Consider the following 25,216-nt stretch of genomic DNA (forward strand, 5'->3'; position numbering starts at 1 on the left):
CGGCCTGTGCTGCTGCGTGGGTGGGTGCTGGGCCTGTGGCCTGTGCTGCTGCGTGGGTGGGTGCTGGGCCTGTGGCCTGTGCTGCTGCGTGGGTGGGTGCTGGGCCTGTGGCCTGTGCTGCTGCGTGGGTGGGCGCCGGGCCTGTGGCCTGTGCTGCCGCGTGGGTGGGCGCCGGTCCTACGCCCTGCGGCGCCGACTCGGTGGATGCCGGACCGTTGGCCTGTGGTGCCGCGACGGCGGGCGTCGCGCCCGCACCCTGCGCTGCCGCGCGGGCGGCCACCGGACGCGCGCCCCGCGGCGCCGGCCGGGCGGGTGCCGAGCCGCTGTCCCGCGCCGCCGGCCCGGCGGCCTCCACCGCGTCGACGAGTGCGGACGCCCCGACGCCGGGCACCGGCCGGCCGTCCAGCCCGCCCACCGGCCCCCCGCCCCGGTCGTCCCCCGGCGCCTGTGGCCGCCCGATCCCCGGAAGCAGCACCGGCCACCCACCGGCCGTCGGCGCAGCGAGCGGCGGACCACCGCCCCTTGGCGCGCCGAGCGAGCCCCCACCGTCCACCGGCGTGGCGAATGACCACCCACCATCCACTGGATTCACTGGCGCGCCGAGTGACCCCCCACCGCCCCCCGGCGCGCCGAGCGGCCCCCCGCCCGCAGGACCGGCAAACGGCCGCGGATCGGCAAGCGGCCGCGGACCGGCAAGCGCCCGCCGGCCCGACGCACGCGCCGCAAGCACCCGCCGGCCCGGCCCGCGTGCCGTGAGCGCCCACCGGCCGGACGGGGGCACCGCCACAAGCTCCGCAGCTCCCGCAAGCCCCGCAAGCCCCGCAAGCCCGGCAGGCCCCGCAGGCCCCACAGCCCCCACGAACCCCGCAGGCCCCCGCACCGCCCCCCTGATCACCACCGCCCAGGCCACAGCCTCCGCCGCCGACTCGTCGTCCCCGGCGGCCAGTGCCCCCGCGTGGACCCGGTCGTACAGCGTGCCGTCCAGGGACGCGTCCAGGTAGCCCAGCGCGTTGTGGATGCTGGTCTGGCGCCAGATCAGGCGGGTGGTGGGGGAGGCCCAGCGCGGGCGGGGCAGGCGCAGGGCGTGGTGGGTGAGCACGGTGTCCAGTTCCCGTTCCAGCGGTGCGAGCCGGGTGTACGTCCGCCAGGAGCGGTGCCAGCGGGCCAGCCGGGGCCCGGCCAGCGGGACGAGGACGCCGACCGACGTCACCAGCGCGCCCAGCCCGGCGGCGGCCGGCGACACCCGGGTGCCCAGCACCGGCCAGTCCCGCCCGCACCAGCGCGCGGCCACCGCGACCGACTTGGCCACGCTGAAGCCCACGCTGCACAGCGACCCCAGCCCCAGCAGCACCAGCCCGGCCCGCAGCCACCCCCGCACCCGGCGGGCCCAGCGCAGCGCCGACACCGTGGTGACGCTCACCGCGACCAGATGCCCCAGCAGATACAGCACGATCATCTCGGCGATGTACGGCGTCGTCGCGTAGTAGGTGTCCAGATCCGTACGGCGTTCCACCGGCGCCCTGCCCAGCGCGAACAGCACGGCGACGGCGACGAGCACCACCGCGTACGCCACCACCCAGCACCGGACGACCTGCCGCACCCGCTCGCCGCCCCGCCATCGCACGATGAGCACCTGGGAGGCGGCGCTGTAGGCGGTGATCGCCGCGTACGTCAGCGGGGCGGCGAGATTCGGTACGCCGCTGAGCCGGTTGACCGCGCCGACCGTGGGCGCCGCCCCGAGGAAGAAGCACATGCCGGCCAGGCCCAGCACCGCGCAGATCGCGCGCAGTTGGGGATCGTGGCGGCGGTGGACGAGGTCGGGGGTCTTCACCGCCAGGCCCAGCCACAGCGCGGCGCAGCTCAGATAGTCGATCAGGACGGTCATCGTCCCGGCGTCCCGCGGTAGTTGAGCGCGGCCCCGATCCGTCCGGCGAGGCCGTCGTCGTCCGCGTCCCCGGCGGGTTCGGGACCGGCCTCCAGCCAGCCGCGCAGCCGCCCGCCCATGAGCATGCCGAACCGGTCGGCCTCCTGCTCGTCGGCGAGGCTGAAGTCGCTGCGCGCGGCGACCGGCCGGGGCGGCCCCGCGGGGCGGGCGGCGGCCGAGGCGCCGTCCGTGTCGCGCCGGTTCATGTGCCACACCTCGTGGCAGAAGATCACGAGCTGGTGCCAGACGGCGGCCCGCCGGTCGACGACCACCACGTCCTGTGTCTCGCCCTCCAGCCACAGTCCGCTCGCGGTGTGCGGGGGGAAGATCTCCCGGCGGACCACGACCCGGCGTCCGCGCCAGGCGCTGACCGAGTCGACGAGCGCGGCGAAGAGTGTCTCGGGGTCCGCGGGGACCGGCACCCGGATGGGGTCGACGAGAGCGTCGGCGAGGCGCCGCATCTCCCTTTTCCTGTGCACCTGTTTCCCTTCGTCCCCCCATGAGTCTGCCCGGACCGCCCTCCATCATCCTCGCGTCGCCGACACCGGCGAAAGGCCCTTTCGCGGCGCTCTGCGCACGGCCGTGACCTGTTCCGGAAGCGCCGCGCCCCCCTCGGTGCGCGGGCCGGCGCCGCTCAGCGGCCGGGCGAGGAAACCGGCGCCACCGGCACCCCGCCCGCCGCCCCGCCCAGCAGCGTCAGCCGCACCCGCCCCGGCCCCGCCGCACTCGTGTCCCCGGACAGCACCGCCAACGCCAGGGTGTTGGCGCCCCGGCTGCGCAGGATGCCGTCGGGCAGCGCGAACGTGTGCTGCGGGCCGACGTCGTTGACGTACTGGCCCATGTTCCAGCCGTTCAGGAAGATCTGCGCGCGGTACGCCCGCTCCGGGTCGTCCTCCAGGGTCAGCCCCACCGAGGCGTCGACGCCCTCGGGCACCGCGAGCCGGAAGGCGGTCCGGTACCAGATCACGCCCTGGCGCCACTCGGTGCGCGGGAAGGACACCGGCTCCCAGTCGCCGTCCGCGAACCCGGGCAGGTGCCAGCCCTCCCGTTCCCCGTACAGCCCGCCGTTGTTCAGCGGCCCGCGCACCGGATCGGGCACGCCCTGCCCCTGCACGCGCCAGCGCACCTCGGGCCCGGCGCCGCCCCCGCCGAAGGTGACCGAGGTCAGCCCGCGCGCCGCCTTGTACGCGTTGCCGTACGTGTCCTCGTAGGAGTCCCCCGCCGGGCCGCCGCCCTGCGCGTGGGCCATCGGCCGGACCAGCACCGACAGCACGTGCCGGCCCCCGGTACGCAGCCGCGACCGCACGGGGAGGACGGCCGTGGCAGTCCACGTCTCCTTCCCCTCCTTCCCCGCCGCGCCCTGGCCCGGCACCGGCATCCGGTGGGTGCCCAGCGGCTCCCCGTCCAGCCACGCCATCAGCAGCCCCTGCGTGCCGCCGCGGTGGGTGAGCGAGACCGACTCGATACCGGTGGCGTCCGTGAACGCGCCCCGGTACCAGACGTCCCCGTAGTGGAAGCCGTGGTCGTCGGCGAACAGCACCGGCTGCCCCTCCGGCACGGCGGTGGTGCTGTACGAGGACTTCTTCGCGGCGACCCGCCAGGTGGAGTCGTCGAAGTCCGGCTCGGACTCCGGGTTCTCGGTGCGCCGCCGCCAGCCGCCCAGCGCGGGCAGCTCCACCTTCGGCACGCCGGGCAGCGCCGCGGTGGAGCGCAGGCTGCCCGAGCCGGTACGGATCGTGCGCACCGGGCGCCCGTTCCAGGTCACCGCGGCCAGGGCGGCCGGCCCCCACACCTCCAGCCGGGCCGCCTCGACGGTGTCCCCGGTCAGCTCCGCCGTGGACCCGCTGAGCGCGGCACCGCGCAGCAGCCGCGGCCCGCACACCAGCAGCGCGCCCTGCGGCGTCTCCCGCGGCCACAGCCGCACCGAGGTCTTCTCGTCGGCGAACAGCATCAGCAGCGGCCGGTCGATCCCGTCGTCCTCGACCCGGACGCCGATCAGCCCGCCCGCGCCGACCGGGACCGTCACCCGCAGCAGGGCCCGGTTGTCGTCGTAGACGTACGCGGCCTGCGGGCTCAGCCGGGTGACCAGCGGTTCCTGCCGGGCCTCCAGACCCACGCGGACCATCTCGCCGTGCGCCCCGCAGAACACGGCGACGTCCTGGCGTCCGGCGGACAGGAACAGCATCGGCTGCGCGGTGGTGAACCGCAGCCTGCGCTGCCCCAGCCGCAGCCCGGTGACGGCCAGCCGGGCGTCCCCGGCGGGCACCGTCACCGGCAGCCGCTCACCGCCGGCGGGCAGCTTCGCGCTCACGTCCTTGCCGCCGTCGTTGCGCAGCACGTGCACATGGGCGCCGCTGGCCGGGTTCTTCAGGTGGTACGCGGTGAGTCCGGGCACCTTGACGTCCGCGGCCCGCTCCAGCGCGGCGAAGTCGGGGATGCTGCGCAGCATGTGCCCGATCTGGTGGGCGGCCGTCAGCTTCTCCGTGGGCTGCCGTCCCTCGTCGAGCGCGGCCCCGTAGTCGTACGACGTGTAGACGTCCGGCGCGGGCAGCCAGCCCCACGAGGTGCCGCCGAAGGCCAGGTAGGTGTTGTGCAGGGTGACCCCGCGGGCGAGGTCGGTCAGCCGGTCCCGTCGCTCGGCGGCCGCGCCCCGGACGCGCCGCACCTGCGCGTACCCGCGGCCCCCGCTCGGGGCCCCGCCCCACGGATCGGGCCGCCCGCCCACCGCGTCCGGCACGAACCCGGGCGCACCCGCGCCCGCGTTCTCGAAGCTCCCGTCCGCCTGGAACAGGGGTACGTCGATGCCGTCGGCGCGGACTTTGTCGCGCAGGTGGGACAGGTAGGCGTCGCGCCCGGCCGGCTCGTCGGGGCCGTACCCGTCCCCGAGCTGGTACAGCAGCACGGTGCCGCCGCCCCGCGTGAACAGATGCCGGGAGACGATGGCGTTGACGCGCCCCAGCCATTCGTCGACATGTGCCAGATAGGCCGGGTCGGCCTCCCGCGCGCTGCCCTCGGCGGCCGCCAGCCAGCCGGGCAGGCCGCCGCCGTCCACGTCGGCGCCGATGTGCGGGCCGGGGCGCAGCAGCACGTACAGCCCGGCGTCGGCGGCCGTACGCAGGAACAGGTCCAGGTCGCGTACGCCCGTGAAGTCGTACGTGCCCGGGGCGGGGGAGTGGTGGTTCCACGCCACGCGGACGCCGACCGCGTTGTAGCCGTGGGCGCGCGTCTTCTCCAGCACGTCCCGCCACAGCGAGGGGCTGGGCAGCCGGAACGGGTGCGTCTCGCCGGACCACAGCACCAGCCGTCTGCCGTCCACCAGCAGCGAGTACCGGTCGAAGCCGACGCTGTGCCGCCGTCCGTCGGCGCTCGGTTCGGGCGGCGGCGGCCCGGCGGGCGACTCCCGTGCCGCGTACGCCGACGACGCCCCCGTCCCGCCGCTGCCGCCCAGGGCCAGCCCGAGCGCGGCGGTGCCCGCCAGGGCGCTGAATGTACGTCTGCTGACCGCCAAAGCTGTGCCTCCCGGGCGGGGTCCTTACGGGCGCGGGTCCCGCCATTCTCCATGGTCCCGGGGGCCACAATGGACGCATGAGGATCTCGGCACGGGCGGACTACGCGGTACGGGCGGTGCTCGAACTGGCCGTACGGCAGGGCGAGGGCCCGGTGAAGGCGGAAGCCATCGCCCGGGAGCAGAGCATTTCGCACAAATTCCTGGAGGGGATCCTCGGGGACCTGCGCCGCGCGGGCGTGGTGAGCAGCCGCCGCGGCGGGGGCGGCGGCTACGCACTCGCCCGCGCGGCCGCCACGATCACCGTGGCGGACGTGATCCGGGCGGTGGACGGCCCGATCGTGTCCGTCCGCGGCGAACGGCCGACCGGCCTGACCTACACGGGCTCGGCGCGGCCGCTGCTGCCGCTGTGGATCGCCCTGCGGGCGAACGTCCGCCGCATCCTGGAGGGGGTGACGATCGCGGACATCGCGGCGGGGGTCCTGCCGGACGAGGTGAGGGGCTTGGCGGCGGAACCGGCGGCGTGGGAGAACCCGTGAGGGTTCACTGCGCGGCGTGGGCGAGGAAGCGGTGCCAGGCGGTGGGGGCCACGGTGAAGTGGGGGCCCTGCTTGTTCTTGGAGTCGCGGATGTGGATGGCGGCGGGGCAGGTGGCGACCTCGACGCAGTCGTCGCCCGAGGCGCTGCTGTGGCTCGACTTGAGCCAGGAGAGGGCGACCTCTACGCAGTCGCCCTGGCTGCCACTGCTGTAGCTGCTCTTGAACCAGGCCAGTTCCAGCGTGCTCATTGCGCACCTCGCATCCGCTCCAGCAGGCTCTTGGAGTCTTCGGGGGTGAGAGCCTGCGAGCGCAGTTTTGCATACCGCTGGTGGAGGACGCTGATCTCTTTCGGGTCGGAGATGAGGCGGCCATTGTTCTGCCCTTCGGAGTAGGCGAACCACTTGGTCTTGGGCGTCTCCAGCAGTTGCAGCGGCCCGTCCAGACCCGCGTGGACGGGCCGCCGTAGCGGCATGACCTGCACCTCGACGTTCCAGTGCTGGTCGATCACTTCCAGCAGGTGATCGAGCTGTTCCCGGACTACCTCGTCCCCGCCCGTGTGCCGCTCCAGCACCGCCTGTTCGACGATGAAGCTGAACGCACGCGGCGGCTTGCGCCGAGTCGACAGTAATGCGTGCCTGGCCATGCGGGCCTCGATCCGCTGCTCCAACTCCTGCTCGTCCGGGAGCGGCGGCACACTCACGTACACCGCTCGTGCGTACGCGGCGGTCTGCAACAAACCTGGCACGACGCGGCATTCGTAGGTGCAGAGCGTGACGGCCGTGGCCTCCATCCGCGCCCACTGGCGGAACCACGCCGCCAACCCCGGCTGCCGAGCCAAGCACGCCGCTGCTTTCCGCAGGGCACCCGTGTTGCCCAACACCTCCTCCGCGCGCTCCACGAACGCCGGATCCGGCATCCGCCTGCCCAGCTCGATCGACGCCACCGTGTGCTTGGAGTGCTTCACCAACACCGCGAACTGCTCACGGGACAGCCCCGCGTGCTCCCGGAGCGCTTGCAGTACCGCGCCGAACGTCCGCAAGCTGTCCAACGGTTCGGGCTCTTTCACCTTGACCACACCGGTCACCTCCCGCCGTCCATGCTCACGGAACGTCACGGGTACTGTCCAGCGGGTCACCGCGTACGCTCGCGCAGCGTACGCGGTCCAGGGCTGGTGAAGCGCCTGATCGGGCCCCCACATTGGGGCCATGACCGCACCATCGACTCCCCAGCCGCCGCTTACCGTACGTGTGTTCGCGCAGCGGCTCAGTTCCACCGCGCGCGGAGCGCGCCTGGCCCGCTTCCTGGTGCTGAACCAGTTGGACGCGTGGGGCGTCCCGCACGGTTCGGCCACGTCGGAGGCGGTCGCCGCGATCGTGGCCGAACTCGCCGCCAACGCCGTGACGCACGGACGCGTGCCGGGGCGGGACTTCGAGGTGCGGCTGTCGCTGGTCACGGGCAGCGTGCGGATCGAGGTGAGCGACACGAGGGGCGGGCCGCCGGTGCCGCCGGTGCCGGGGGATGTGGCGGCACCGGAGCCGCTGGCGGAGCACGGGCGAGGGCTGCTGATCGTCGGGGCGCTGGCCGACCGGTGGGAGGTGGTGGACAGGGTGCCGCAGCCGGGCAAGACGGTGAGGGCGGAGGTGGACCTGCCGCCGGGCCGCCGCAGGAGGTGACGGGTCAGCCGACCCGCAGACCGGCCCCGTTCGTCTCGCTGACCAGGCGGTCCACGGCGGCCGTGCCGGAGCTGTAGCCGGGGGCGAGGAGGACTTGGGCGAGGGCGGAGACGAGATGGCGTACGTCCGGTTCGGGGCGTACGGCGAGTCGCAGGAAGCGGCTGGAGGAACCGATCCGGTCGCCGCACTCGCGGACGAGGACGCCGTGCTCGGCGAACAGCCGGTCGCGGACGAGGGTGCCTTCGGCGCCCACGGGCAGCCGTACGAGGAGGAAGTTGCTGTGCGAGGGATAGACGGTGAGGCCGGGCAGGGTCCGCAGCCGGGCGGCCATGTCGCGGCGGTCGCGGCGCACCAGGGCGGTGCTCTGCCGGTAGGCGGCGGTGTGCTGGTGCACGAGGCGGATCAGGTGCTCGGCGAGGGAGTTGAGGTTGCGCTCGGGCAGGGCGGCGCGGACGCGGGCGGTGAGGGCGGGGTTGGCGACGAGGTGGCCGAGGCGGGCGCCGGGCAGGCCGAGACCGGTGCCGAGGCTGCGCAGGACGACGACGTTGGGGCGCAGTACCGCGTCCTGGACCACGCTGGGGTCGCCGTCGCCGGGGTCGGCGAACTCCAGGTGGGATTCGTCGATGACCAGCAGGTCGAGGTCGGCGAGGTCGTCCATGAACCGTACGAGAGCGTGCCGGGTGAGGGCATGGCCGTCGGGATCGTTGGGGGTGCAGACGACCGCGGCGGAGGCGTCGCGGGAGCGGATGAACTCGGTGTAGCGGGCGAGGTCGAGGGCGAAGCCGCAGGATTCTTGGAGCGGGAACATGTCGACGCGCCGGCCGGTGCGCAGCGGCCGGGCGGTCCAGCGGCCGGCGGCGGGCACGGGCACGGCGTAGGAGCCGGGGACGAGGAGGTGGTCGATCCAGGCGGCGAGTTCGGAGGAGCCGTTGCCCGCCGCCACGCACTGGGGCGGCAGGCCCAGCAGGTCGCACAGGGTGGCGACGGCGGCCTCGGCGCCGGCCGGACGGGCGGCGAGCAGGCCGGGCAGGCGGCAGGTCAACTCCGCGGCCAGGGCGGGCGTGAGGAAGTACGGGTTGCCGGGGCCGCGGAAGTCCAGCGGTTCCGGCGTACGGAACAGCGGGGTGACATCGCCGGCCAAGAGAACCTCCGCCCATCGGCGGCCCGCGCAGAGCAACACGGACCACCGGTACATACGGAGACACGAAGGGCGGCGTTCAGCATCATCTCCCACGGAACCTTCACAGCGGCCCCTAGGAAGGCGCCCCGCCCGGAACTTACTCTTCCCGCGTCATGAACTACTGCCCCCCGTGCCGACGGCACCTCAACGGCGCCCTCACCTGCCCCGGCTGCGGCACCCCGGCGGACTCGCTCCCGGCGTACCCGGAGACCCCCGGGCGGCCCGCGAGTGAGGGAAATGGCGACCCGGCCCCGGTCCCGGACCGCCGCAAGCCGCTTGGACACGGGCGCGGCACGTCCCCGGACTCGGACACGGCCGGGAGCCGCCGCGACCGCAAGGCGGCGACCCACCGCAGGCGCCGCCGCCGCGTCCTGCTGATCGGCGCGGGTTTCGTCCTGGCGGCGGCCGGACTGAGCCTGGCCGAACTGGGAGTGGACGCCCCCGGCCTGCCGGTCTTCTCCGGCGCGGGCCCGACGGCGGACGACACGGCACCCCGGACCGCCCACCCCCTGGACGACACAGCGGCCGCCGACACGACAACCGCACACCCGGCCTCCGCCACGAACCCCGCTTCACCCACCACCTCCGCACCCGGCGGCACCCCGAAGCCGGGCGAGAGCGTCCCGCCCGACGCCCCGAAGTCCTCGACGACCCCGACGGCCGCCCCGACCGGAGACACAGCAGACGCCGCCTCCCCGCCACCCCCAGGAGCCCCCACCCCCACAGCCACAGCCACCCAGCAACCCCCACCACCCCCCACGACCCCAACCCCCCACCCAAAGCCCACCCACACCTGCCAGCACTTCCTGTGGTGGTGCAGCTAGGAGAGCGCGGGCTGTGCTGACCGGCCATCAGGTACGGTCCGGTGCGGTGTCGCACTGCGCCGGGAGTTGAACGTCCTTACGAACACGTGTCATGCCCTCTTGACGTTGATCACACGCGGCGCGAGGCTCGTGCACACCCGTGCGACCGACTCGGTAGAGGGAGTGCCCAATGGCCCTGAAATTCTTGGGAATTTGGCCGAACACCCCCGACGACGGTTCGCCCACCATGCTGAGTGATTACGTCCGGTACGAGTACGACGGCACTTTCGCCAACATTGCCGCCGGTGAGGACGTGCGTTGGCTGCCTCGCGCCCTGGCTCGTGACTTGCTGCTGCCTGCGCTGGACGGTATGAGGCGGCGTGGGAGCGGGCTGTTCCCCCCGCGGAATACCGGCCCCGCCTGACGATCACGCGCCATGGCTGTTTCCTCGTACTCCAGTGCACAGCGGGCCCGGCAGGCTCTCGCGGATCGTCTCGCGGAACTCTGCCGGGATGCCGGCCTTACCGGTGCGGATATCGCGGAGCGCTGCGACTGGAGCAAGTCGAAATCCTCGCGGATCATGAACGCGCGTACGCCTCCGGACGCTGACGACATCCGGGCGTGGTGCAGGGCGTGCGGGGCCGAGGAACAAGCAGAGGATTTGATTGCCTCGCTGCGGACGGCCGAGGGAATGTGGATCGGTTGGCGGCGCATGGAAAGGGCCGGACTCAAGCAAGCGCAGGAGGCCCGCTTGCCGCTGTACCAGCGCACCCGCCGCTTCCGGTCCTATTCGTCCTGGCTCGTGCCCGGCATGATCCAGACGCGGCCCTATACGACGGCAGCGCTGCAAGCCATTCAACGTCGGCGCGGGCTGGTGAACGACGTGGCGGAAGCGGTGGCCGCGCGCATGGAACGTCAGCGGGTGCTGCACGAGGGTGACCGGCGCTTCGCGTTCCTCGTCGAAGAGTCGGTTTTGCGGGCCGGGATCGGTGGCGCTGAGGTGATGGCCGCACAACTCGGGCACCTCGTGTCCGTTGCCTCACTTCCCCACGTCAGTCTCGGAGTGGTGCCGATGCGGGCCGACCGGGAGCGTTGGCCCGCCGAGGGGTTCTGGATCTACGACACGGCACAGGTCAACGTCGAATTGATCTCCGGCTACCTCACGATCACGCAGCCCAGCGAGATAGCCATGTACGCGGAGACGTTCGCGGAACTGGCAGCGCTGGCGGTCTACGGAGCGAACGCCCGTGCGCTGATCGCAAAAGCCATGGAACGGCTCCCGTGATTGCCGTGCAACCTCGTGCAACGCGCTGGGTGCTGCGATGTCTCCGCTCCTAGCATGTGAAATTGCGTATCGGTTCGCTGAAACAGGAGGTACGGACATGCGTGCTTGGTGGCTCACGATGGCCGACGGCGGCAATCCCCAGGACGACAGCGACAGCGGCAACAAGCACGGCGGGGGAGGCTCGGACGAGGGCGGCAACACCAATGACGGCCAAGGCCCGGCGAACGGTAAGTGAGTCCGCGCTGATGAGCGAACGCACAGAGGAGGCGGGTCCCGAGGGGCTTGCCTCCGCGCTCATGGAAAAGGGCGCGCTGACAGGCGATTGGTTGCCCGCGTTCCACGCGGTGCCCCGGCATCTGTTCATCCCGGATGTGATCTGGCCCGGCCGTGCCGGAATGAACCGGCAGGACGAACGAGTGATTCGGGGCGAAGAACCCGACGTATGGCGGGCTGCGGTCTACCGTGATGCGCCCATCACGACGCAATGGGATGACGGCGCTTACACCGGGCCCGGCAGAGGCAAGGCCCCCTCAAGCTCCAACTCAATGCCCACCATGGTTTTCTCGATGCTGGACGCGCTCGGTGTCGAGGACGGGCAGCGAGTGCTTGAGATCGGCACCGGTACCGGCTGGAATGCCGCACTGCTGTGTCACCGGCTCGGTTCTGAGAACGTGTTCACCGTAGAGGTGGACGGGGACAGCGCGAGGGAAGCGCGTAAGCGTCTGACTGCCGCCGGATTCGATCCCGTCTCGATCATCGGGGACGGGGCCGAGGGATACGCGGAGGGCGCCCCGTACGACCGTGTAATGGCCACCTGCTCAATCGGCAGCGTGCCCCGGCAATGGGTCGCGCAGACAAAACCGGGCGGGCTCATCGTCGCGCCGTGGGGGCCGACGTATGGCGGGGAAGCTGTGGCCCGTCTCGCTGTGGCCGAGGACGGCACGGCTACGGGGTGGTTCCTCGGGTCGTCGGCCTTCATGCGGCTACGCGCTCAGCGCGTTCGGCGGAAGCACGTCCGTGAATACCTCGGCGGTAAGGAGTGGCCGGCGAACGGGCGACTCAGCATGACCAGCGTTTCCCCGGAAGCGGTGGGGGACTGGCCGGTCATGTTCGCGATCGGTGTGCGGGTTCCCGACGCTTTCCCGTGGGCCGAGACCTACGACGATGGTTCCTACACGCTGTGGCTGCGGGACACCGCCGTCACATCGTGGGCCACGGCCGACTATGTGCCCGGCCGCGACGCATTCGAGGTCTACCAATCCGGCCCCCGGAAACTCTGGGACGAGGTGGTGGCCGCCTACCTCTGGTGGGACGGACAGGGACGGCCGGGCTTCGAGCGGTTCGGGCTCACCGTGGACCGCGACGGCGAGCGGGTATGGCTGGACCGGCCGGACCATCCTGTCCCGGTCCTCGCGGATTCCTGACAGCCTCCCTGACAGCTCCGCCTGTGACGCTCCCCCCGGTGGCGCGCAGGCGAGGCGGCCTTGCGCGTTCAGCATCCCTTGTCAACGCCCCCTGCGCCAAGGCGTCGTTTCCGACGAGGCAACTCCGCGCGGCGCCGTGTGGCGAAGCTGTGCGCGTCCTCGGGACATGTGGTGCCCATGTGACGGAACGGGAGCTGTGTTGGCGATCTTGGGGCACGCGTCGGTCTGACGAGGCCGGGACGGCACGGGTCCGGCCATCATGTGAGGAGAGACGTATGACGTCGTGGCGCAAGCGAATGACCTACGGCCTCGCCGCCGTCGCCGCCATGGTCGCGATTCCGCTGTCAGCCGGTACCGCCTCCGCCGCCAGCTGGCACGACGTCGCCGGCGGTCCCGAGATGTACCCGAACATGGCCGCGTGCCAGGCGGACATACCCGAGGCGAAGAAGCACTACAAGGACGCCACCTGCGTCGAGAACAAGGGAGTCATCAGCCTCTGGGCGCTGTACTGATGCCGTAGGTGTCGGGCGTCAGGTGTCAGGCGTCAGTCGGTCGGTAGCCGTCTGAGTGGCGCGGCCCCGCAGCCCCCCTCGCCGGGGGAACGCGGGGCCGCTTCCGTGTCCCCCCGGCGAGGGGGGCTGCGGGGCGTCCCGGGTGTCTCCCCGGCGGGCCGTCAGGCCGCCCGTCCCAGCATCCGCCGCAGCAAGTCCCGCAGATCCGACCGCTCCTCGTCCGACAGGCCCGCCAGCGGTTCCCGCGCGAAGCGCAGGCCCTCGCGCAGTTCGCGTGCCACCCGGCGGCCCTCCTCCGTCGCCGCCGCCAGCTTCACCCGCCGGTCGGCGGGGTCGAGCCGTCGTTCCACCAGGCCGCGCGTCTCCAGCCGGTCCACGATCCCCGTCACGTTCGACGGCTCGCACTTCAGCTTCTGCGCCAGCTTCCGCATCGGCAGCGGCTCCAGGGACAGCAGGCTCAGCAGCCGCGCCTGCGCGCCGGTCAGCGCGTGCTCGCCCGCCGCCTCCTCGTAGTCCGTGTAGAACCGCGCCACGACGTCACCGATCAGCTCGACGACCTCCATGGTGAGTGCGTCGGGGCGGCGGGGGTTCGGTGGTGTGGCCATGGCGACCAGGGTACTCCGTTACTTGACAGGGTGAAATATTCAGGCGCATGGTTGTTTAAGGTAGTGAAGTATCCGCGACGAGAGGCGCCACCATGTCCGACACCCCCGCACTCCCCGCCGTCAGCCGTGAATGGCACCTGCTCAGCCGCCCGGTCGGCTGGCCGAAGCCCGAGGACTTCGCCCTGGTGGAGGCCGAGCTGCCGCAGCCGCGCGAGGGCCAGGTCCTCGTACGGAACGAGTACCTCTCCGTGGACCCGTACATGCGCGGCAGGATGAGCGCCGCGAAGTCGTACGCGGCGCCCTACGAGCTGGACCGGCCCATGCAGGGCGGCGCGGTCGGCGAGGTCGTCGTCTCCCGCGCCGAGGGTGTCGAGCCCGGTGACCACGTCCTGCACTTCGGCGGCTGGCGGGAGTACGCGGCCGTGGACGCGGAGCAGACCGTCCGGGTCGACCCGCAGGCCGCGCCCCTGTCCACCTACCTCGGTGTGCTCGGCATGACCGGCCTGACCGCCTACGCCGGGCTGCTGCGCACCGCCTCCTTCAAGGAGGGCGACATCGTCTTCGTCTCGGGCGCGGCCGGCGCGGTCGGCAGCCAGGTCGGGCAGCTCGCCCGGCTCAAGGGCGCCGCCCGGGTGATCGGCTCCGCCGGGTCCGACGAGAAGGTGAAGCTGCTCGTCGACGAGTACGGCTTCGACGCCGCCTTCAACTACAAGAACGGCCCGGTGAGCGAGCAGCTGCGCGCCGCCGCCCCGGACGGCATCGACGTGTACTTCGACAACGTCGGCGGCGACCACCTGGAGGCCGCCATCGGCTCGCTCGACCGGGACGGGCGGATCGCGATCTGCGGTGCCATCTCCGTCTACAACAACACCGAGCCCGCCCCCGGCCCGAAGAACCTCGCCCGGCTGATCCAGACCCGCGGCCGGATCGAGGGCTTCCTCGTCGGCGACCACTACGACCTCCAGCCGCAGTTCGTGCGGGAGGTCGGCCCCTGGGTGCGCTCGGGCGAGCTGAAGTACCGCGAGACGGTCGTCGAGGGCATCGACAACACCCTGGAGGCGTTCCTCGGCGTGCTGCGCGGCGACAACACCGGGAAGATGATCGTCAAGCTCTGACCGGCCGGCTCTGACCTGCCGGCCCTGACCGTCGCGGCTCTGACCAGTCACCGGACGCGCCTTCCCCAAAGATTCCGGCATGCGGTAACTTCATTCCGAAATCGTTGCGACCGTGGGCGCGAGTCGCGGCGGACCCGAGGAGGAACGCACCGTATGGCCATCCAGCAGTCCGACGTCAAGTACACCGCCGTCGCCACCGCCGAGGGCGGCCGCGACGGCCGCGTCGCCACCGACGACGGCAAGATCGACGTCGTGGTCAGCCCGCCCAAGGAGATGGGCGGCACCGGCACCGGCACCAACCCCGAGCAGCTGTTCGCGGCCGGCTACAGCGCCTGCTTCCAGGGCGCCCTGGGAGTCGTCGCCCGCCAGGAGGGCGCCGACATCTCCGGCTCGACCGTCACCGCGAAGGTCGGCATCGGCAAGAACGAGGACGGGTTCGGGATCATCGTCGAGATCTCGGCCGACATCCCGAACGTCGACGCGGCCACCGCGAAGAGCCTGGTGGAGAAGGCCCATCAGGTCTGCCCGTACTCGAAGGCCACCCGCGGCAACATCACCGTGACGCTCGCCTGAGCGCCCGGACCACCGTGACGCTCGCCTGAGCGCCCGGCCGGCGAGCGGCGGGCCGCACCCTCCGACAGGGGTGCGGCCCGCTGCGCCGTCCGGCGACCGGACCGCCGCTCACCGGACCGCCGGGGACCCGGACACCCACTCGATACAGTGGTCCGTATGGGTGATCTAGGGGCGGGGTTCGGCTATCTCCTGAAGGGCCAGCGGTGGATGGCCCGCCACCGGCGGTCGTACGGCTTCGGCCTGCTCCCCGGACTGATCACCCTCGTCCTGTACGCCGCCGCGCTCACCGCGCTGGCCCTGTGGGGCGAGGACGCCGTCGCCTGGGCCACCCCGTTCGCCGACGGCTGGCCGAGTCCTTGGCTCGGCCTCTTCCGCGGCCTGCTGACCGCCGTACTGTTCGCCCTCGGCCTGCTGCTGGCCGTCGTCACCTTCACCGCGGTCACCTTGCTGGTCGGCCAGCCCTTCTACGAGAGCCTCTCCGAACAGGTCGACCGGGACGTCTCCCCGGACGGCACCGCCCCCGAGTCCGGCCTGCCGCTCGCGCGCGAACTGTGGATATCGGCCCGCGACAGCGTCCGCGTCCTGGTCCGGGCCGCGCTGTGGGGCCTCCTCCTCTTCGCCCTCGGCTTCCTGCCCGTCGTCGGCCAGACCGCGGTCCCGGTGATCGGCTTCTTCGTCACCGGCTTCTTCCTCACCGAGGAACTCGCCGCGGTCGCCCTCCAGCGCCGGGGCGTGGAACTGCGCGCCCGGCTGCGCCTGCTGCGCTCCCGCAAGGCCCTGGTCTGGGGCTTCGGCACCCCGCTCGGCCTCGCCTTCCTGCTGCCCTTCGTCGCCGTTTTCCTCATGCCGGGCGCGGTCGCCGGCGCCACCCTGCTCGCCCGGGACCTGCTGGGCGAGGAGACCGGCGAGCCGGCGAGCGAGGAATCCGGCGAGGGCACGGGCGAGGAAGCCAGCGAGGGCACGGGCGGGGCGACCGGCGAGGGCACGGGCGGGGCGGGGAACCGACGGGACGGTCAGCCGGACCCGGCCGCCCCCGAGGCCACCGCTCCCGGCCCCGCCGCCCCCAGCCCCGCCGCCCCCGGCTCCACCGCCCCCGAGGCCGCCACCCCCACCGACCCCGCCACCTCCCGCAGCACCTCGACGAACGCCTGAGCAGCCGGCGGCAGCGACCGCCCCCGTACGGCCGCCGCGTACACCGTCCGGGCCGGGGCGTCCTCCTCCCGCACCCGCAGCAGCCGGACATCGGGCCGTACGGAGGCGGCGGCGAGCGCCGGGACCAGGGCCACGCCCAGCCCGGCCGCCACATACCCCTGCTTGGCCGTCCACTCGGCGACGACATGCGCCACCCGCGGCCGGAACCCCTCGCGCAGGGCCGCGTCGAGCAGGGTGCCCTCGGGGCGCGCACCGCCCGAGATCCAGTCGGCGTCCGCGAACTGCCGCAGCCGCACCGCGGCGGTGCGGTCCGCCAGGGGATGGCCGGCCGGGACGGCCACGTACAGGCATTCGTCGAGCAGATGGTGGAGCGCGTACCGGGCCAGCGGGGCCGGCCGGGTGGTCGAGACGACCGCCAGGTCCAGGTGTCCCTCGTCCAGCCGGTCCAGCAGCCCGGCGGTCAGGCCCTCCTCGCGCTCCACCCGTACGCCCGGATGGCGGGCCCGGAAGGCGGCCAGCGCCCAGGGCACCAGCGCCGCGTCGGCCGAGGCGAACGCGCCGAACCGCAGCCGCCCGCCCGCCATCTCGCGCAGCGCCGCCAGGTCGCGCACCGCGCCGTGCAGCGCGTCGGCCACCGCCCGCGCGTGCGGCACCAGCGCCCGCCCCTCCTCGGTGAGCCGCACCCCGCGCGGCAGCCGGTCGAACAGCGGGGCCCCGCCGAGCGCCGCCTCCAGCGCGGAGATCTGCCGGGACACCGCCGACTGCGTCCAGCCCAGCAGCCGCGCCGCCACCGTGAACGACCCGTGCCGGGCCACCTCCAGGAACACCCGCAGCCAGAGCGTGGACAGATCGGGGACGGCGTCGTCGGCCGTGGCATGCGGGTTCGGCATGGCACCCATGTTAGAGATTCGCTGGTCGCATCGGGTGAGCGGGCCTAGCGTCTTCGGCATGCAGCACACCGACAAGATCGCCTTCCTGGGGCTCGGCCGGATGGGCGCGCCCATGGCCCGCCGGCTCCTCGCGGCCGGGCACCCGCTGACCGTCTGGAACCGTACGGCGGCGAAGGCCGGGGCGCTGGCCGCCGAGGGCGCCGTGGCCGCCGCCCGCCCGGCCGACGCCGTACGGGACGCCGATGTGGTGATCACCATGCTCACCGGCCCCGACGCGCTCACCGAGGTCGCCGACGCCGTCCTGCCCGCGCTGCGGGCCGGGGCGCACTGGGTGGAGATGTCCACCGTGGGCCCGGCCGCCGTGCACGCGCTCGCCGCCCGCCTCGACGGCCGGGCGACCCTGGTGGACGCCCCCGTCATGGGCAGCACCGACCGGGCCGCCACCGGCCGCCTCGGCATCCTCGCGGGCGGCGAGACGGAGGGCGTCGCCCACGTCCTGGCCCACCTCGGCACCGTCACCCGCACCGGCCCCACCGGCTCCGGCGCCGCGCTCAAGCTCGTCGCCAACACCGCCGCGCTCGGCGGCGTCGCCCTGGTCGCCGAGGCGCTGCGGCTGGCCGACGCGCTCGGCCTCGACGAGGACACCGCGCGCACCGCGCTGGCCGCCGGGCCGCTCACCGGAGCGGTTGCCCGCGCCTTCGCCGGGGACGCGCACTTCGCCACCGCCCTGGCGGTGAAGGACCTGCGGCTCGCCACCGGGGCCGTCCGCCTCCCCGCCGTCCGGGCCGCCCTGGCGCAGTACGCGCGCGCCGCCGAGGACCCCGCACTCGCCGCCGCCGACCTCTCCCGGGCAGCCGCCCGCATCCGTACCCACGCGTGAGGAGCAACCCCGTGCAGATCACCCTCGACAACCCCGCAGGAGCCCCGCAGCCGTTCAGCCCGCTCTACTCCCAGGTCGCCCGCGTCGCCCACGCCGACGGCAGTGCCCTGCTGTTCGTCTCCGGTCAGATCGCCGCGGGCGCCACGCTGGCCGAGCAGAGCCGCGGGGTCTTCGAGACCATCGCCGCGCTGCTGGCGGCGCACGGCGCGACCCTGGCCGACGTCATCAGCATCCGCACCTACCTGACCGACATCGCGGAGCTGCCCGAGTACGCCGCCGTCCGGCAGCGGTTCCTCACCGGCACCCCGCCCACCAGCATGACCTTCGAGGTGCCCCGGCTGTTCCGGCCCGAGGCGCGGATCGAGATCGAGGTGGTGGCCGCGGTGCCCGCCGGTTTGTGAAAAATTCGTACGGGGTTGCGAACAGGCCCCTGGATCACCGGGATCGCGCGCACCGCGGCGATTAGGGTCTGATCCGGGGCGATCCTCCCCGCGTACGGCCCCGGCCCGGGACCTGACCCCTGGACCGGGGTTCGTGGCGTCCCGGCCCGGCACGCGCCCCGGCACGGCACACGGCACGTCCTGCCGGCCGCCGCCCGGCTACCGCGCCGAGAAGCCGTACACCGTCCGCGAGCGGTACGTCTCGCCGGGGCGGAGCGTGGTGCCGGGGAAGTCCGGGCGGTTGGGGGAGTCCGGGAAGTGCTGGGTCTCCAGGGCGATCCCGTCGCCCGGGGCGAACGGCGCGCCGAGGTGGTCGGCGGTGTAGAGCTGGAGCCCCGGCTCGGTCGTCGCCACCGTCAGCACCCGGCCGGAGACCGGGTCCCGCAGCTCGGCGACCTCCTCGGCGGCCGGGGTGGCGCCCTTGTCCAGGACGAAGTTGTGGTCGAAGCCGGAGCCCAGCGCGCGCGGGCGGCGCAGGTCGAAGCGGGTGCCGGTGACGTCCGCCGGGTCGCCCGCGGGGATCAGCCCCGCGTCCACCGGCGTGTACCGCGAGGCCGCCAGCCGCAGTTCGTGCCCGCCGGCCGGCCCGGAACCCGTCCCGCCGAGGTTCCAGTACGTGTGGTTGGTCAGGTTGACCACGGTCGGCGCGTCGGTGACCGCCTCGTAGCCGACGCACAGCGCGCCCGCCTCGTCCAGCGCGTACGTCACGCCGACCGTAAGGCGCCCGGGGAAGCCCTCCTCGCCGTCCGGGCTGACCCGGGTCAGCCGCACCCCGTACGGCCCCTGCGGCGTCACCTCCCACACCCGCTTGTCGAAGCCGCGCGCGCCGCCGTGCAGCGAGTTGGGGCCGTCGTTGCGGGCCAGCTCGTACGTCCGCCCGTCCAGCGCGAAGCGGGCCCCGCCGATCCGGTTGGCGTACCGGCCGACCAGCGCGCCGAGATACGGCTCCGGATGGGTGAGGTAGCCGTCCAGGTCCGCGAAGCCCAGCACCACGTCCGCGGCCCGCCCGTCCCGGTCCGGGACCTGTAGCGACTGCACGATCCCGCCGTACGACAGGACGCGCACCCGCACCCCGGCCCGCTCCAGCGTCCAGCGGTGCACCGGCGTGCCGTCGGAAAGTGTGCCGAAAAGTTCGTTCATGTGGGAAACCCTAGAGCCTCCCTGAGTCACGGGTTCTTCGCGGTCACCGTGCGGTAGGCGATCTCGGCCAGCCGGGCCTGCCCGTTGCGGCTCGGGTGGAACCAGTCCCAGTGGCTCAGCTGAGCCGTGCCGAACCGGTAGTCGAAGACCGCGTTGTGGTCGAAGCGGCAGCGGCGGTCCTTGGCGCACACCTCCGCCAGCACCTTGTTGTACTCCACCACCCGGGCCTGCACCGCGTCCCGGCGCCCGGTGGCCGCCGCGTCCAGCGTGTCCGCGTCGCCCAGCATCGACGGGCAGATCCCGAGCTTCCAGACCTGCTTGCCCAGCGCGTTCGTCCGCCCCTCGGACCACAGCCGCTTCAGGTCCGGCACGCTGGAGACGTACACCTCCGTCTTCGGCAGCGCCCGGCGCAGGGTGTCCATCGCCGACTGGAACTCGCTGCGGAAGGACGCCACCGACGTCATCTGCGAAGGGGAGTTGCGGCAGGCGTCGTTGGCGCCCACCATCACCGCGACCAGCTCCGGCCTGTGCAGCGCCGCCTGCGTCATCTGGCCGCGCAGATCGGCCATCCGGGAACCCGTCACCGCGTGGTTCCAACTGTGCTGGGCCGCCCCCGCCGCCCCCAGCAGCCGCACCGCCAGGCTGTCCACCGCCGCGTCGCTGCCGGTCGCCCAGGACACCTCCGGGCAGTCCGAGAGCACCATGCACGCGTCGAAACCGCGGGTGATGGAATCACCGACCGCGGCGACCGAGTCCGGCCGCGTGTCCCAGGCCGGGCCCGGCGACGCCGAGGCCCGCGCGGCCCCCGCCCCCGCGTCCCGCTGCCCCGACCCCTTCCCGACGGTGTCACACCCCGCGACGGTCAGCACCGCCGCCGCCACGGCGGCGAGCGCGGCCCGCACCCGCTGACTCGGCTTGCGCATACAGGTGATCCCCTCGGTCGACGTGCACTGCTCCCCTCCATGACAACGCGCGGGGGTTCCCGCCCCCACCCGGGTGGACCGCCTGCACCCGTACAAGCGTCCCCACGGGTGAATGGCGGGTGTTTCCCGGCCCCAGGACCGACGGTACGTCACACTCCCCGGCCGCTCGCACGGTAGCCTCGCCCTCAACGTGGCCGCCGCGCCACTGCCGCCCGCCCCCTGCCCAGCTCTGCCCGGAGGTCCCGGTGACGACACGTGGAGTCCTGTACGTGCACTCCGCGCCGCGCGCGCTGTGCCCGCACGTCGAGTGGGCCGTCGCCGGGGTGCTCGGCACCCGCGTCAGCCTGGACTGGATCCGCCAGCCCGCCGCGCCCGGCACCTGGCGCTCGGAGTTCTCCTGGCAGGGCCAGGCCGGCACCGCCTCCCGACTCGCCTCCGCGCTGCGCGGCTGGAGCCTGCTGCGCTTCGAGGTCACCGCCGAGCCCTGCGCCACCGCCGAGGGCGAGCGCTACAGCTGCACCCCCGACCTCGGCATCTTCCACGCCGTCACCGGCATCCACGGCGACATCCTCATCCCCGAGGACCGGCTGCGCGCCGCGCTCATCCGCTCCCAGCGCGGCGAGACCGACCTGGAGGCCGAGACCGCCAAGCTCCTCGGCAAGCCCTGGGACGACGAACTCGAACCCTTCCGCTACGCCGGTGAGGGCGCCCCGGTCCGCTGGCTCCACCAGGTGGTCTAGAAACTCGCCGCACAGGAGCGCCCCGGAAGGGGCGCGGGGCTGTGCCGATATGCGGCTCCGCCGCGTGGGCGCGACCGACCCCCACCGGCGGACAGCCGGTGACAACCGAAACAGAACGGTGTCGGCCCGGACCCCACCAGGGGTCCGGGCCGACACCGTTCACACAAACTCACTCAGACGGAACGGAACGCCAGCACGACATTGTGCCCACCGAACCCGAACGAGTCGTTCAGCGCGGCGATCCTGCCCTCGACGGGCAGCTTCCGCGCCTCCCCGCGGACCACGTCCGCGTTCGCCTCCGCCTCGGGGTCGATGGTGTCGAGGTTGATGGTCGGCGGCGCCACCCGGTGGTACAGCGCCAGCACCGTCGCCACCGACTCCACGCCGCCCGCGCCACCGAGCAGGTGACCGGTCATCGACTTGGTCGCGGACACCGCCATGTGGTCGGCGTCGTCACCGAACACCTTCCGCAGCGCCTTCAGCTCGGCGATGTCACCGGCCGGCGTCGAGGTGGCGTGCGCGTTGACGTGCACGATCTCGGCCGGGTCCAGGTCGGTGCGCTCCAGCAGGTTCTGCAGGGCGTGGGAGATGCCCCGGCCCTCCGGCTCCGGCTGCACGATGTCGTGGCTGTCGGCGGAGATGCCCTGGCCGACCGCCTCCGCGTAGACGCGGGCACCGCGCGCGGCGGCGTGCTCGGCGGACTCCAGCACGAGGACACCGGCGCCCTCGCCGAGGACGAAGCCGTCCCGGGCGACGTCGTAGGGGCGCGAGGCGCTCTCGGGGTTCTCGTTGTTCTTGGACATCGCCATCATGTTGCCGAACGCGGCGATCGGCAGCGGGTGGATCGCCGCCTCCGTGCCGCCGGCGACGACCACGTCGGCGCGGCCGGTGCGGATCATCTCGATGGCGTAACCGATGGCCTCGGCGCCCGACGCGCAGGCGGAGACCGGGGTGTGCACGCCCGCGCGGGCGCCCACGAGCAGACCCACGTTGGCGGAGGGGCCGTTCGGCATCAGCATGGGCACGGTGTGCGGGGAGACGCGGCGTACGCCCTTCTCCTTGAGCACGTCGTACTGGTCGAGCAGGGTGGTCACGCCGCCGATGCCGGAGGCGATGACCGTGCCGAGCCGGTCGGGGTCGACGGCGCCGTCGCTGCCGTCCTCACCGGCCTTGCCGGAGAAACCGGCGTCGGTCCACGCCTCCTGGGCGGCGATCAGCGCGAACTGCGCCGACCGGTCCAGGCGGCGGGCCTGCGGCCGCGGAATGGTCTCGGTCGGCTCCACGGCGATCGGGGCCGCGATCCGGACGGCCTGCTCGGCCGCCCAGTCCTGGGTGAGGGGCTTGACGCCGGACGTGCCGGCGACCAGGCCCTCCCAGGTGGAGGCTGCGTCGCCACCCAGCGGTGTGGTTGCGCCGATACCGGTGACGACCACGGTGCGATTGGTCGGGCTCACGGGAATTCTTTCTCCAACGGAAACGAGGATCGGAAACGGCGCCACCGCCGGGTGGCGGGGCAGTCAGCCCACAGCAGTGATCGGTAGATCAGCTCTGGTGCTTGAGGATGTAGTCGGTCGCGTCGCCGACGGTCTTGAGGTTCTTGACGTCCTCGTCGGGGATCTTCACGTCGAAGCGCTCCTCGGCGGCGACGACGACCTCGACCATGGACAGCGAGTCGACGTCCAGGTCATCGGTGAAGGACTTGTCCAGCTGGACGTCCTCGACGGGGATACCGGCGATCTCGTTCACGATCTCGGCGAGACCGTCGACGATCTCCTTCTGAGTGGCGGCCATGTCGGCGCTCCTTCGTTGGTGTTCCAGAGGATGTGGCGCCCGCCGCGGCAGCGGCAGGGTGTGGCGGTGCCGTCCCGGACGCGTGATCCGGCACGGAGTGCCTAGGGGAGGGTAACGACCGTCGCGGCGTAGACGAGACCCGCCCCGAAGCCGATGACGAGCGCGGTGTCGCCGCTCTTCGCCTCGCCGGTCGCCAGGAGCCGCTCCATCGCGAGCGGGATCGAGGCGGCCGAGGTGTTGCCGGTGGTGCGGATGTCACGGGCGACCGTGACGTGCTCCGGCAGTTTCAGGGTCTTCACCATCGAGTCGATGATCCGCACATTGGCCTGGTGCGGGATGAAGACGTCCAGGTCGTCCGGGCTGATCCCGGCCGCGTCCAGCGCCTGCTGGGCGACCTTCGCCATCTCGAACACGGCCCAGCGGAACACCGCCTGGCCCTCCTGCGTGATCGCGGGGAACTTGACGTTGCCCTCGCGGTCCAGGGGAAGCTCGGACACGTCGCCGGCGGGGGTCCCCCCGCCGGAGCGAAGCCGGAGGTGGGGGAGGAAGCGGTCCCATGGGACGGTCTGCTTGATCGTCTCGGACTTGTCGCCCTCCGAGCCCCACACCGTCGGGCCGATCGCCGGCTCCTTGGAGGGGCCGACCACGACCGCGCCGGCGCCGTCACCGAACAGGAAGGCCGTCGCCCGGTCCTCCAGGTCGGTCAGGTCGCTCAGCCGCTCCACGCCGATCACGAGCACGTACTCGGCGGAACCTTCCACCACCATGCCCTTGGCGAGGGTCAGGCCGTAGCCGAAGCCCGCGCAGCCCGCCGAGATGTCGAAGGCGGCCGCCTTGGCGGTGCCGAGCTTGTCCGCGATCTCGGTGGCCACGGCCGGGGTCTGGCTGAAGTGCGAGACGGTCGAGACGACCACCGCGCCGACCTGCGCGGCCTCGATCCCGGCGTCCGCGATCGCCTTGCCTGCCGCCTCGATCGACATGGCCGCCACGGTCTCCTCGGGGCCCGCCCAGTGCCGGGTCTCGATGCCGGAGCGCGACCGGATCCACTCGTCGGAGGAGTCGATCGTCTCGAGGATCACCTCGTTGGGCACCACCCGGGTGGGCCGGTAGCCGCCCACACCGAGGATGCGCGCGTACGGGGCGCCCTTGCTGGGCTTGATCTTCGCCATCGGCATGTTTCGGTCGGCTCCTTCGGGCGTCAGGCGGACGCGTGCTCGGCGAGGAGCGCGCGGGCCTTGTCGAGGTCGTCGGGTGTCTTCAGCGCCAGCGTCTGCACACCGGGCAGCGCCCGCTTGGCCAGACCGGTGAGCGTGCCGCCGGGGCACACCTCGATCAGCGCGCCGGCGCCCAGCTCCTTGAAGGTCTCCATGCACAGGTCCCAGCGGACCGGGTTGGCGACCTGCCCGACCAGCCGCTCGACGATCTCGCCGCCGGAGGCCACGGTGCGGCCGTCCTTGTTGGAGACGTAGGTGACCTTCGGGTCGGCGGGCTCGATCGCCCTGGCGGCCTCGGCCAGCTTCTCGACCGCGGGGGCCATGTGGTGCGTGTGGAAGGCGCCCGCCACCTTCAGCGGCACGACCTTGCGTACGCCCTCGGGCTTGTCCTCGCTCAGCGCGGCGAGCTGCTCCAGGGTGCCGGCGGCCACGATCTGGCCCGCGCCGTTGACGTTGGCGGCGGTCAGGCCCAGCTTCTCCAGGTGCGCCGTGGAGACCTCCGGGTCGCCGCCGAGCAGCGCCGACATGCCCGTCTCGGTGACGGCGGCGGCCTCGGCCATCGCCAGGCCGCGCCCGCGGACCAGGGCCAGCGCGGCGGTGTCGCCGAGGACGCCCGCGAAGGCGGCGGCGGTGATCTCACCGACGCTGTGGCCCGCGACGGCACCGGGTGCCACCTCACCGAGGGCCGCGGCCGACAGCAGACCGGCGGCGACCAGCAGCGGCTGCGCGACCGCGGTGTCACGGATCGCGTCCGCGTCGGCCTGCGTCCCGTAGTGGACGAGGTCCAGACCGATGGCGTCCGACCAGGCGGCCACACGGTCGGCGGCACCGGGGAGTTCGAGCCAGGGGGTCAGGAAGCCGGGCGTCTGGGCGCCCTGGCCGGGAGCGACGAGTACGAGCACTCTCACA

The 25,216-nt window shown here is 73.1% G+C and carries 25 protein-coding genes and 2 pseudogenes; 13 read left to right on the forward strand and 14 right to left on the reverse strand.

Annotated features, from left to right (window positions below):
* The 3 genes from ABZ858_RS00580 to ABZ858_RS00590 all read right to left on the reverse strand — a co-directional run.
* Nucleotides 1-1,885: MAB_1171c family putative transporter (locus ABZ858_RS00580; RefSeq protein WP_361370432.1), on the reverse strand; the 1,885-nt coding region annotated here is incomplete at its 3' end.
* Nucleotides 1,882-2,385 carry a toxin gene (locus ABZ858_RS00585; RefSeq protein WP_361370435.1) on the reverse strand — a complete coding sequence of 168 codons (504 nt, stop codon included), beginning with the start codon at nucleotides 2,383-2,385 and terminating at the stop codon, nucleotides 1,882-1,884. The genes ABZ858_RS00580 and ABZ858_RS00585, both read right to left, overlap by 4 nt.
* A 173-nt stretch (nucleotides 2,386-2,558) precedes the next feature.
* The gene (locus tag ABZ858_RS00590) at nucleotides 2,559-5,432 is read right to left on the reverse strand and encodes a beta-galactosidase (protein ID WP_361370438.1); all 2,874 of its coding nucleotides are present in this window, start codon (nucleotides 5,430-5,432) and stop codon (nucleotides 2,559-2,561) included.
* Between the two features lie 77 nt (nucleotides 5,433-5,509).
* Here ABZ858_RS00590 and ABZ858_RS00595 point away from each other — a divergent pair, with 77 nt between their 5' ends.
* The gene (locus tag ABZ858_RS00595; RefSeq protein ID WP_361370441.1) at nucleotides 5,510-5,968 is read left to right on the forward strand and encodes an Rrf2 family transcriptional regulator; all 459 of its coding nucleotides are present in this window, start codon (nucleotides 5,510-5,512) and stop codon (nucleotides 5,966-5,968) included.
* 4 nt (nucleotides 5,969-5,972) lie between these two features.
* Here ABZ858_RS00595 and ABZ858_RS00600 read toward each other — a convergent pair whose 3' ends face one another.
* The gene (locus ABZ858_RS00600) at nucleotides 5,973-6,215 is read right to left on the reverse strand and encodes a DUF397 domain-containing protein (RefSeq protein ID WP_361370444.1); all 243 of its coding nucleotides are present in this window, start codon (nucleotides 6,213-6,215) and stop codon (nucleotides 5,973-5,975) included.
* The gene (locus ABZ858_RS00605; protein ID WP_361370447.1) at nucleotides 6,212-7,081 is read right to left on the reverse strand and encodes a helix-turn-helix transcriptional regulator; all 870 of its coding nucleotides are present in this window, start codon (nucleotides 7,079-7,081) and stop codon (nucleotides 6,212-6,214) included. Before ABZ858_RS00605 ends, ABZ858_RS00600 begins: the two co-directional genes overlap by 4 nt.
* Before the next feature lie 91 nt (nucleotides 7,082-7,172).
* Here ABZ858_RS00605 and ABZ858_RS00610 point away from each other — a divergent pair, with 91 nt between their 5' ends.
* Nucleotides 7,173-7,640: an ATP-binding protein gene (locus ABZ858_RS00610; protein WP_361370451.1), complete on the forward strand. Its 468-nt coding sequence runs from the start codon at nucleotides 7,173-7,175 to the stop codon at nucleotides 7,638-7,640.
* A gap of 4 nt (nucleotides 7,641-7,644) precedes the next feature.
* Here the strand turns inward: ABZ858_RS00610 and ABZ858_RS00615 are convergent, their stop codons facing one another.
* The gene (locus ABZ858_RS00615; protein ID WP_361370454.1) at nucleotides 7,645-8,781 is read right to left on the reverse strand and encodes an aminotransferase class I/II-fold pyridoxal phosphate-dependent enzyme; all 1,137 of its coding nucleotides are present in this window, start codon (nucleotides 8,779-8,781) and stop codon (nucleotides 7,645-7,647) included.
* Between the two features lie 1,092 nt (nucleotides 8,782-9,873).
* On the opposite strand from ABZ858_RS00615, the pseudogene ABZ858_RS00620 reads away from it, so the two are divergent.
* The 5 genes and pseudogenes from ABZ858_RS00620 to ABZ858_RS00640 form a co-directional block, all read left to right on the forward strand.
* A pseudogene (locus ABZ858_RS00620) lies at nucleotides 9,874-10,022 on the forward strand (DUF6879 family protein); the annotation flags it as partial.
* A gap of 37 nt (nucleotides 10,023-10,059) precedes the next feature.
* Nucleotides 10,060-10,908 (forward strand): helix-turn-helix transcriptional regulator, encoded by an 849-nt coding sequence (locus tag ABZ858_RS00625; protein WP_361370457.1) that lies wholly within the window; start codon nucleotides 10,060-10,062, stop codon nucleotides 10,906-10,908.
* Nucleotides 10,909-11,005: 97 nt separating this feature from the next.
* Nucleotides 11,006-11,143 (forward strand): hypothetical protein, encoded by a 138-nt coding sequence (locus ABZ858_RS00630; RefSeq protein ID WP_361370460.1) that lies wholly within the window; start codon nucleotides 11,006-11,008, stop codon nucleotides 11,141-11,143.
* 10 nt (nucleotides 11,144-11,153) lie between these two features.
* Nucleotides 11,154-12,332: a methyltransferase domain-containing protein gene (locus tag ABZ858_RS00635; RefSeq protein ID WP_361370463.1), complete on the forward strand. Its 1,179-nt coding sequence runs from the start codon at nucleotides 11,154-11,156 to the stop codon at nucleotides 12,330-12,332.
* A gap of 275 nt (nucleotides 12,333-12,607) precedes the next feature.
* Complete coding sequence (locus ABZ858_RS00640) at nucleotides 12,608-12,844, forward strand: hypothetical protein (protein ID WP_361370466.1); 237 nt, start codon at nucleotides 12,608-12,610, stop codon at nucleotides 12,842-12,844.
* A 161-nt stretch (nucleotides 12,845-13,005) separates the two neighbouring features.
* Here the strand turns inward: ABZ858_RS00640 and ABZ858_RS00645 are convergent, their stop codons facing one another.
* Nucleotides 13,006-13,449 carry a MarR family transcriptional regulator gene (locus ABZ858_RS00645; protein ID WP_361370469.1) on the reverse strand — a complete coding sequence of 148 codons (444 nt, stop codon included), beginning with the start codon at nucleotides 13,447-13,449 and terminating at the stop codon, nucleotides 13,006-13,008.
* Between the two features lie 92 nt (nucleotides 13,450-13,541).
* On the opposite strand from ABZ858_RS00645, the gene ABZ858_RS00650 reads away from it, so the two are divergent.
* The 3 genes from ABZ858_RS00650 to ABZ858_RS00660 all read left to right on the forward strand — a co-directional run bounded on the left by ABZ858_RS00650 (nucleotide 13,542) and on the right by ABZ858_RS00660 (nucleotide 16,289).
* Complete coding sequence (locus ABZ858_RS00650) at nucleotides 13,542-14,564, forward strand: NADP-dependent oxidoreductase (protein ID WP_361370472.1); 1,023 nt, start codon at nucleotides 13,542-13,544, stop codon at nucleotides 14,562-14,564.
* 153 nt (nucleotides 14,565-14,717) lie between these two features.
* A complete protein-coding gene (locus tag ABZ858_RS00655; RefSeq protein WP_361370475.1) occupies nucleotides 14,718-15,137 on the forward strand; it encodes an organic hydroperoxide resistance protein in 420 nt (139 codons plus the stop codon).
* A gap of 156 nt (nucleotides 15,138-15,293) precedes the next feature.
* Nucleotides 15,294-16,289, forward strand: a complete 996-nt coding sequence (locus ABZ858_RS00660; RefSeq protein WP_361370478.1) for an EI24 domain-containing protein — start codon at nucleotides 15,294-15,296, stop codon at nucleotides 16,287-16,289.
* Here the strand turns inward: ABZ858_RS00660 and ABZ858_RS00665 are convergent.
* A pseudogene (locus ABZ858_RS00665) lies at nucleotides 16,256-17,188 on the reverse strand (LysR family transcriptional regulator); the annotation flags it as partial. The gene ABZ858_RS00660 and the pseudogene ABZ858_RS00665 overlap by 34 nt on opposite strands.
* A gap of 49 nt (nucleotides 17,189-17,237) precedes the next feature.
* Here ABZ858_RS00665 and ABZ858_RS00670 point away from each other — a divergent pair.
* Nucleotides 17,238-18,059 (forward strand): NAD(P)-dependent oxidoreductase, encoded by an 822-nt coding sequence (locus tag ABZ858_RS00670; RefSeq protein ID WP_361370481.1) that lies wholly within the window; start codon nucleotides 17,238-17,240, stop codon nucleotides 18,057-18,059.
* Nucleotides 18,060-18,070: 11 nt separating this feature from the next.
* Nucleotides 18,071-18,460 (forward strand): RidA family protein, encoded by a 390-nt coding sequence (locus tag ABZ858_RS00675; RefSeq protein ID WP_361370484.1) that lies wholly within the window; start codon nucleotides 18,071-18,073, stop codon nucleotides 18,458-18,460.
* 198 nt (nucleotides 18,461-18,658) lie between these two features.
* Here the strand turns inward: ABZ858_RS00675 and ABZ858_RS00680 are convergent, their stop codons facing one another.
* Nucleotides 18,659-19,639 (reverse strand): aldose epimerase family protein, encoded by a 981-nt coding sequence (locus tag ABZ858_RS00680; protein ID WP_361370487.1) that lies wholly within the window; start codon nucleotides 19,637-19,639, stop codon nucleotides 18,659-18,661.
* 26 nt (nucleotides 19,640-19,665) lie between these two features.
* A complete protein-coding gene (locus tag ABZ858_RS00685; protein ID WP_361370490.1) occupies nucleotides 19,666-20,562 on the reverse strand; it encodes an SGNH/GDSL hydrolase family protein in 897 nt (298 codons plus the stop codon).
* A gap of 245 nt (nucleotides 20,563-20,807) precedes the next feature.
* Between ABZ858_RS00685 and ABZ858_RS00690 the strand changes: the two genes are divergently transcribed.
* Complete coding sequence (locus tag ABZ858_RS00690; protein ID WP_361370493.1) at nucleotides 20,808-21,302, forward strand: DUF3145 domain-containing protein; 495 nt, start codon at nucleotides 20,808-20,810, stop codon at nucleotides 21,300-21,302.
* A 173-nt stretch (nucleotides 21,303-21,475) separates the two neighbouring features.
* Here ABZ858_RS00690 and ABZ858_RS00695 read toward each other — a convergent pair whose 3' ends face one another.
* The 4 genes from ABZ858_RS00695 to ABZ858_RS00710 form a co-directional block, all read right to left on the reverse strand.
* On the reverse strand, nucleotides 21,476-22,756 hold the full coding sequence (locus ABZ858_RS00695; protein WP_361370496.1) for a beta-ketoacyl-[acyl-carrier-protein] synthase family protein: 1,281 nt from the start codon (nucleotides 22,754-22,756) through the stop codon (nucleotides 21,476-21,478).
* Between the two features lie 88 nt (nucleotides 22,757-22,844).
* Nucleotides 22,845-23,093 (reverse strand): acyl carrier protein, encoded by a 249-nt coding sequence (locus ABZ858_RS00700; RefSeq protein WP_037854199.1) that lies wholly within the window; start codon nucleotides 23,091-23,093, stop codon nucleotides 22,845-22,847.
* Between the two features lie 101 nt (nucleotides 23,094-23,194).
* Nucleotides 23,195-24,262 carry a ketoacyl-ACP synthase III gene (locus tag ABZ858_RS00705; RefSeq protein ID WP_361371878.1) on the reverse strand — a complete coding sequence of 356 codons (1,068 nt, stop codon included), beginning with the start codon at nucleotides 24,260-24,262 and terminating at the stop codon, nucleotides 23,195-23,197.
* Nucleotides 24,263-24,291: 29 nt separating this feature from the next.
* A complete protein-coding gene (locus ABZ858_RS00710; protein WP_361370500.1) occupies nucleotides 24,292-25,209 on the reverse strand; it encodes an ACP S-malonyltransferase in 918 nt (305 codons plus the stop codon).
* Between the last annotated feature and the right edge of the window lie 7 nt (nucleotides 25,210-25,216).

The organism is Streptomyces sp. NPDC047017 (assembly GCF_040644175.1).
Classification (GTDB): Bacteria; Actinomycetota; Actinomycetes; order Streptomycetales; family Streptomycetaceae; genus Streptomyces.

What these genes read in the sequence shown, in the direction of transcription:
- ABZ858_RS00600 (WP_361370444.1), bottom strand. Translation starts at nt 6,215, where the DNA reads ATGAGCACGCTGGAACTGGCCTGGTTCAAGAGCAGCTACAGCAGTGGC.
- ABZ858_RS00585 (WP_361370435.1), bottom strand. Translation starts at nt 2,385, where the DNA reads ATGCGGCGCCTCGCCGACGCTCTCGTCGACCCCATCCGGGTGCCGGTC.
- ABZ858_RS00645 (WP_361370469.1), bottom strand. Translation starts at nt 13,449, where the DNA reads ATGGCCACACCACCGAACCCCCGCCGCCCCGACGCACTCACCATGGAG.
- ABZ858_RS00610 (WP_361370451.1), top strand. Translation starts at nt 7,173, where the DNA reads ATGACCGCACCATCGACTCCCCAGCCGCCGCTTACCGTACGTGTGTTC.
- ABZ858_RS00700 (WP_037854199.1), bottom strand. Translation starts at nt 23,093, where the DNA reads ATGGCCGCCACTCAGAAGGAGATCGTCGACGGTCTCGCCGAGATCGTG.
- ABZ858_RS00640 (WP_361370466.1), top strand. Translation starts at nt 12,608, where the DNA reads ATGACGTCGTGGCGCAAGCGAATGACCTACGGCCTCGCCGCCGTCGCC.
- ABZ858_RS00595 (WP_361370441.1), top strand. Translation starts at nt 5,510, where the DNA reads ATGAGGATCTCGGCACGGGCGGACTACGCGGTACGGGCGGTGCTCGAA.
- ABZ858_RS00650 (WP_361370472.1), top strand. Translation starts at nt 13,542, where the DNA reads ATGTCCGACACCCCCGCACTCCCCGCCGTCAGCCGTGAATGGCACCTG.
- ABZ858_RS00670 (WP_361370481.1), top strand. Translation starts at nt 17,238, where the DNA reads ATGCAGCACACCGACAAGATCGCCTTCCTGGGGCTCGGCCGGATGGGC.
- ABZ858_RS00630 (WP_361370460.1), top strand. Translation starts at nt 11,006, where the DNA reads ATGCGTGCTTGGTGGCTCACGATGGCCGACGGCGGCAATCCCCAGGAC.
- ABZ858_RS00705 (WP_361371878.1), bottom strand. Translation starts at nt 24,262, where the DNA reads ATGGCGAAGATCAAGCCCAGCAAGGGCGCCCCGTACGCGCGCATCCTC.
- ABZ858_RS00625 (WP_361370457.1), top strand. Translation starts at nt 10,060, where the DNA reads ATGGCTGTTTCCTCGTACTCCAGTGCACAGCGGGCCCGGCAGGCTCTC.
- ABZ858_RS00635 (WP_361370463.1), top strand. Translation starts at nt 11,154, where the DNA reads ATGAGCGAACGCACAGAGGAGGCGGGTCCCGAGGGGCTTGCCTCCGCG.
- ABZ858_RS00660 (WP_361370478.1), top strand. Translation starts at nt 15,294, where the DNA reads ATGGGTGATCTAGGGGCGGGGTTCGGCTATCTCCTGAAGGGCCAGCGG.
- ABZ858_RS00685 (WP_361370490.1), bottom strand. Translation starts at nt 20,562, where the DNA reads ATGCGCAAGCCGAGTCAGCGGGTGCGGGCCGCGCTCGCCGCCGTGGCG.
- ABZ858_RS00655 (WP_361370475.1), top strand. Translation starts at nt 14,718, where the DNA reads ATGGCCATCCAGCAGTCCGACGTCAAGTACACCGCCGTCGCCACCGCC.
- ABZ858_RS00680 (WP_361370487.1), bottom strand. Translation starts at nt 19,639, where the DNA reads ATGAACGAACTTTTCGGCACACTTTCCGACGGCACGCCGGTGCACCGC.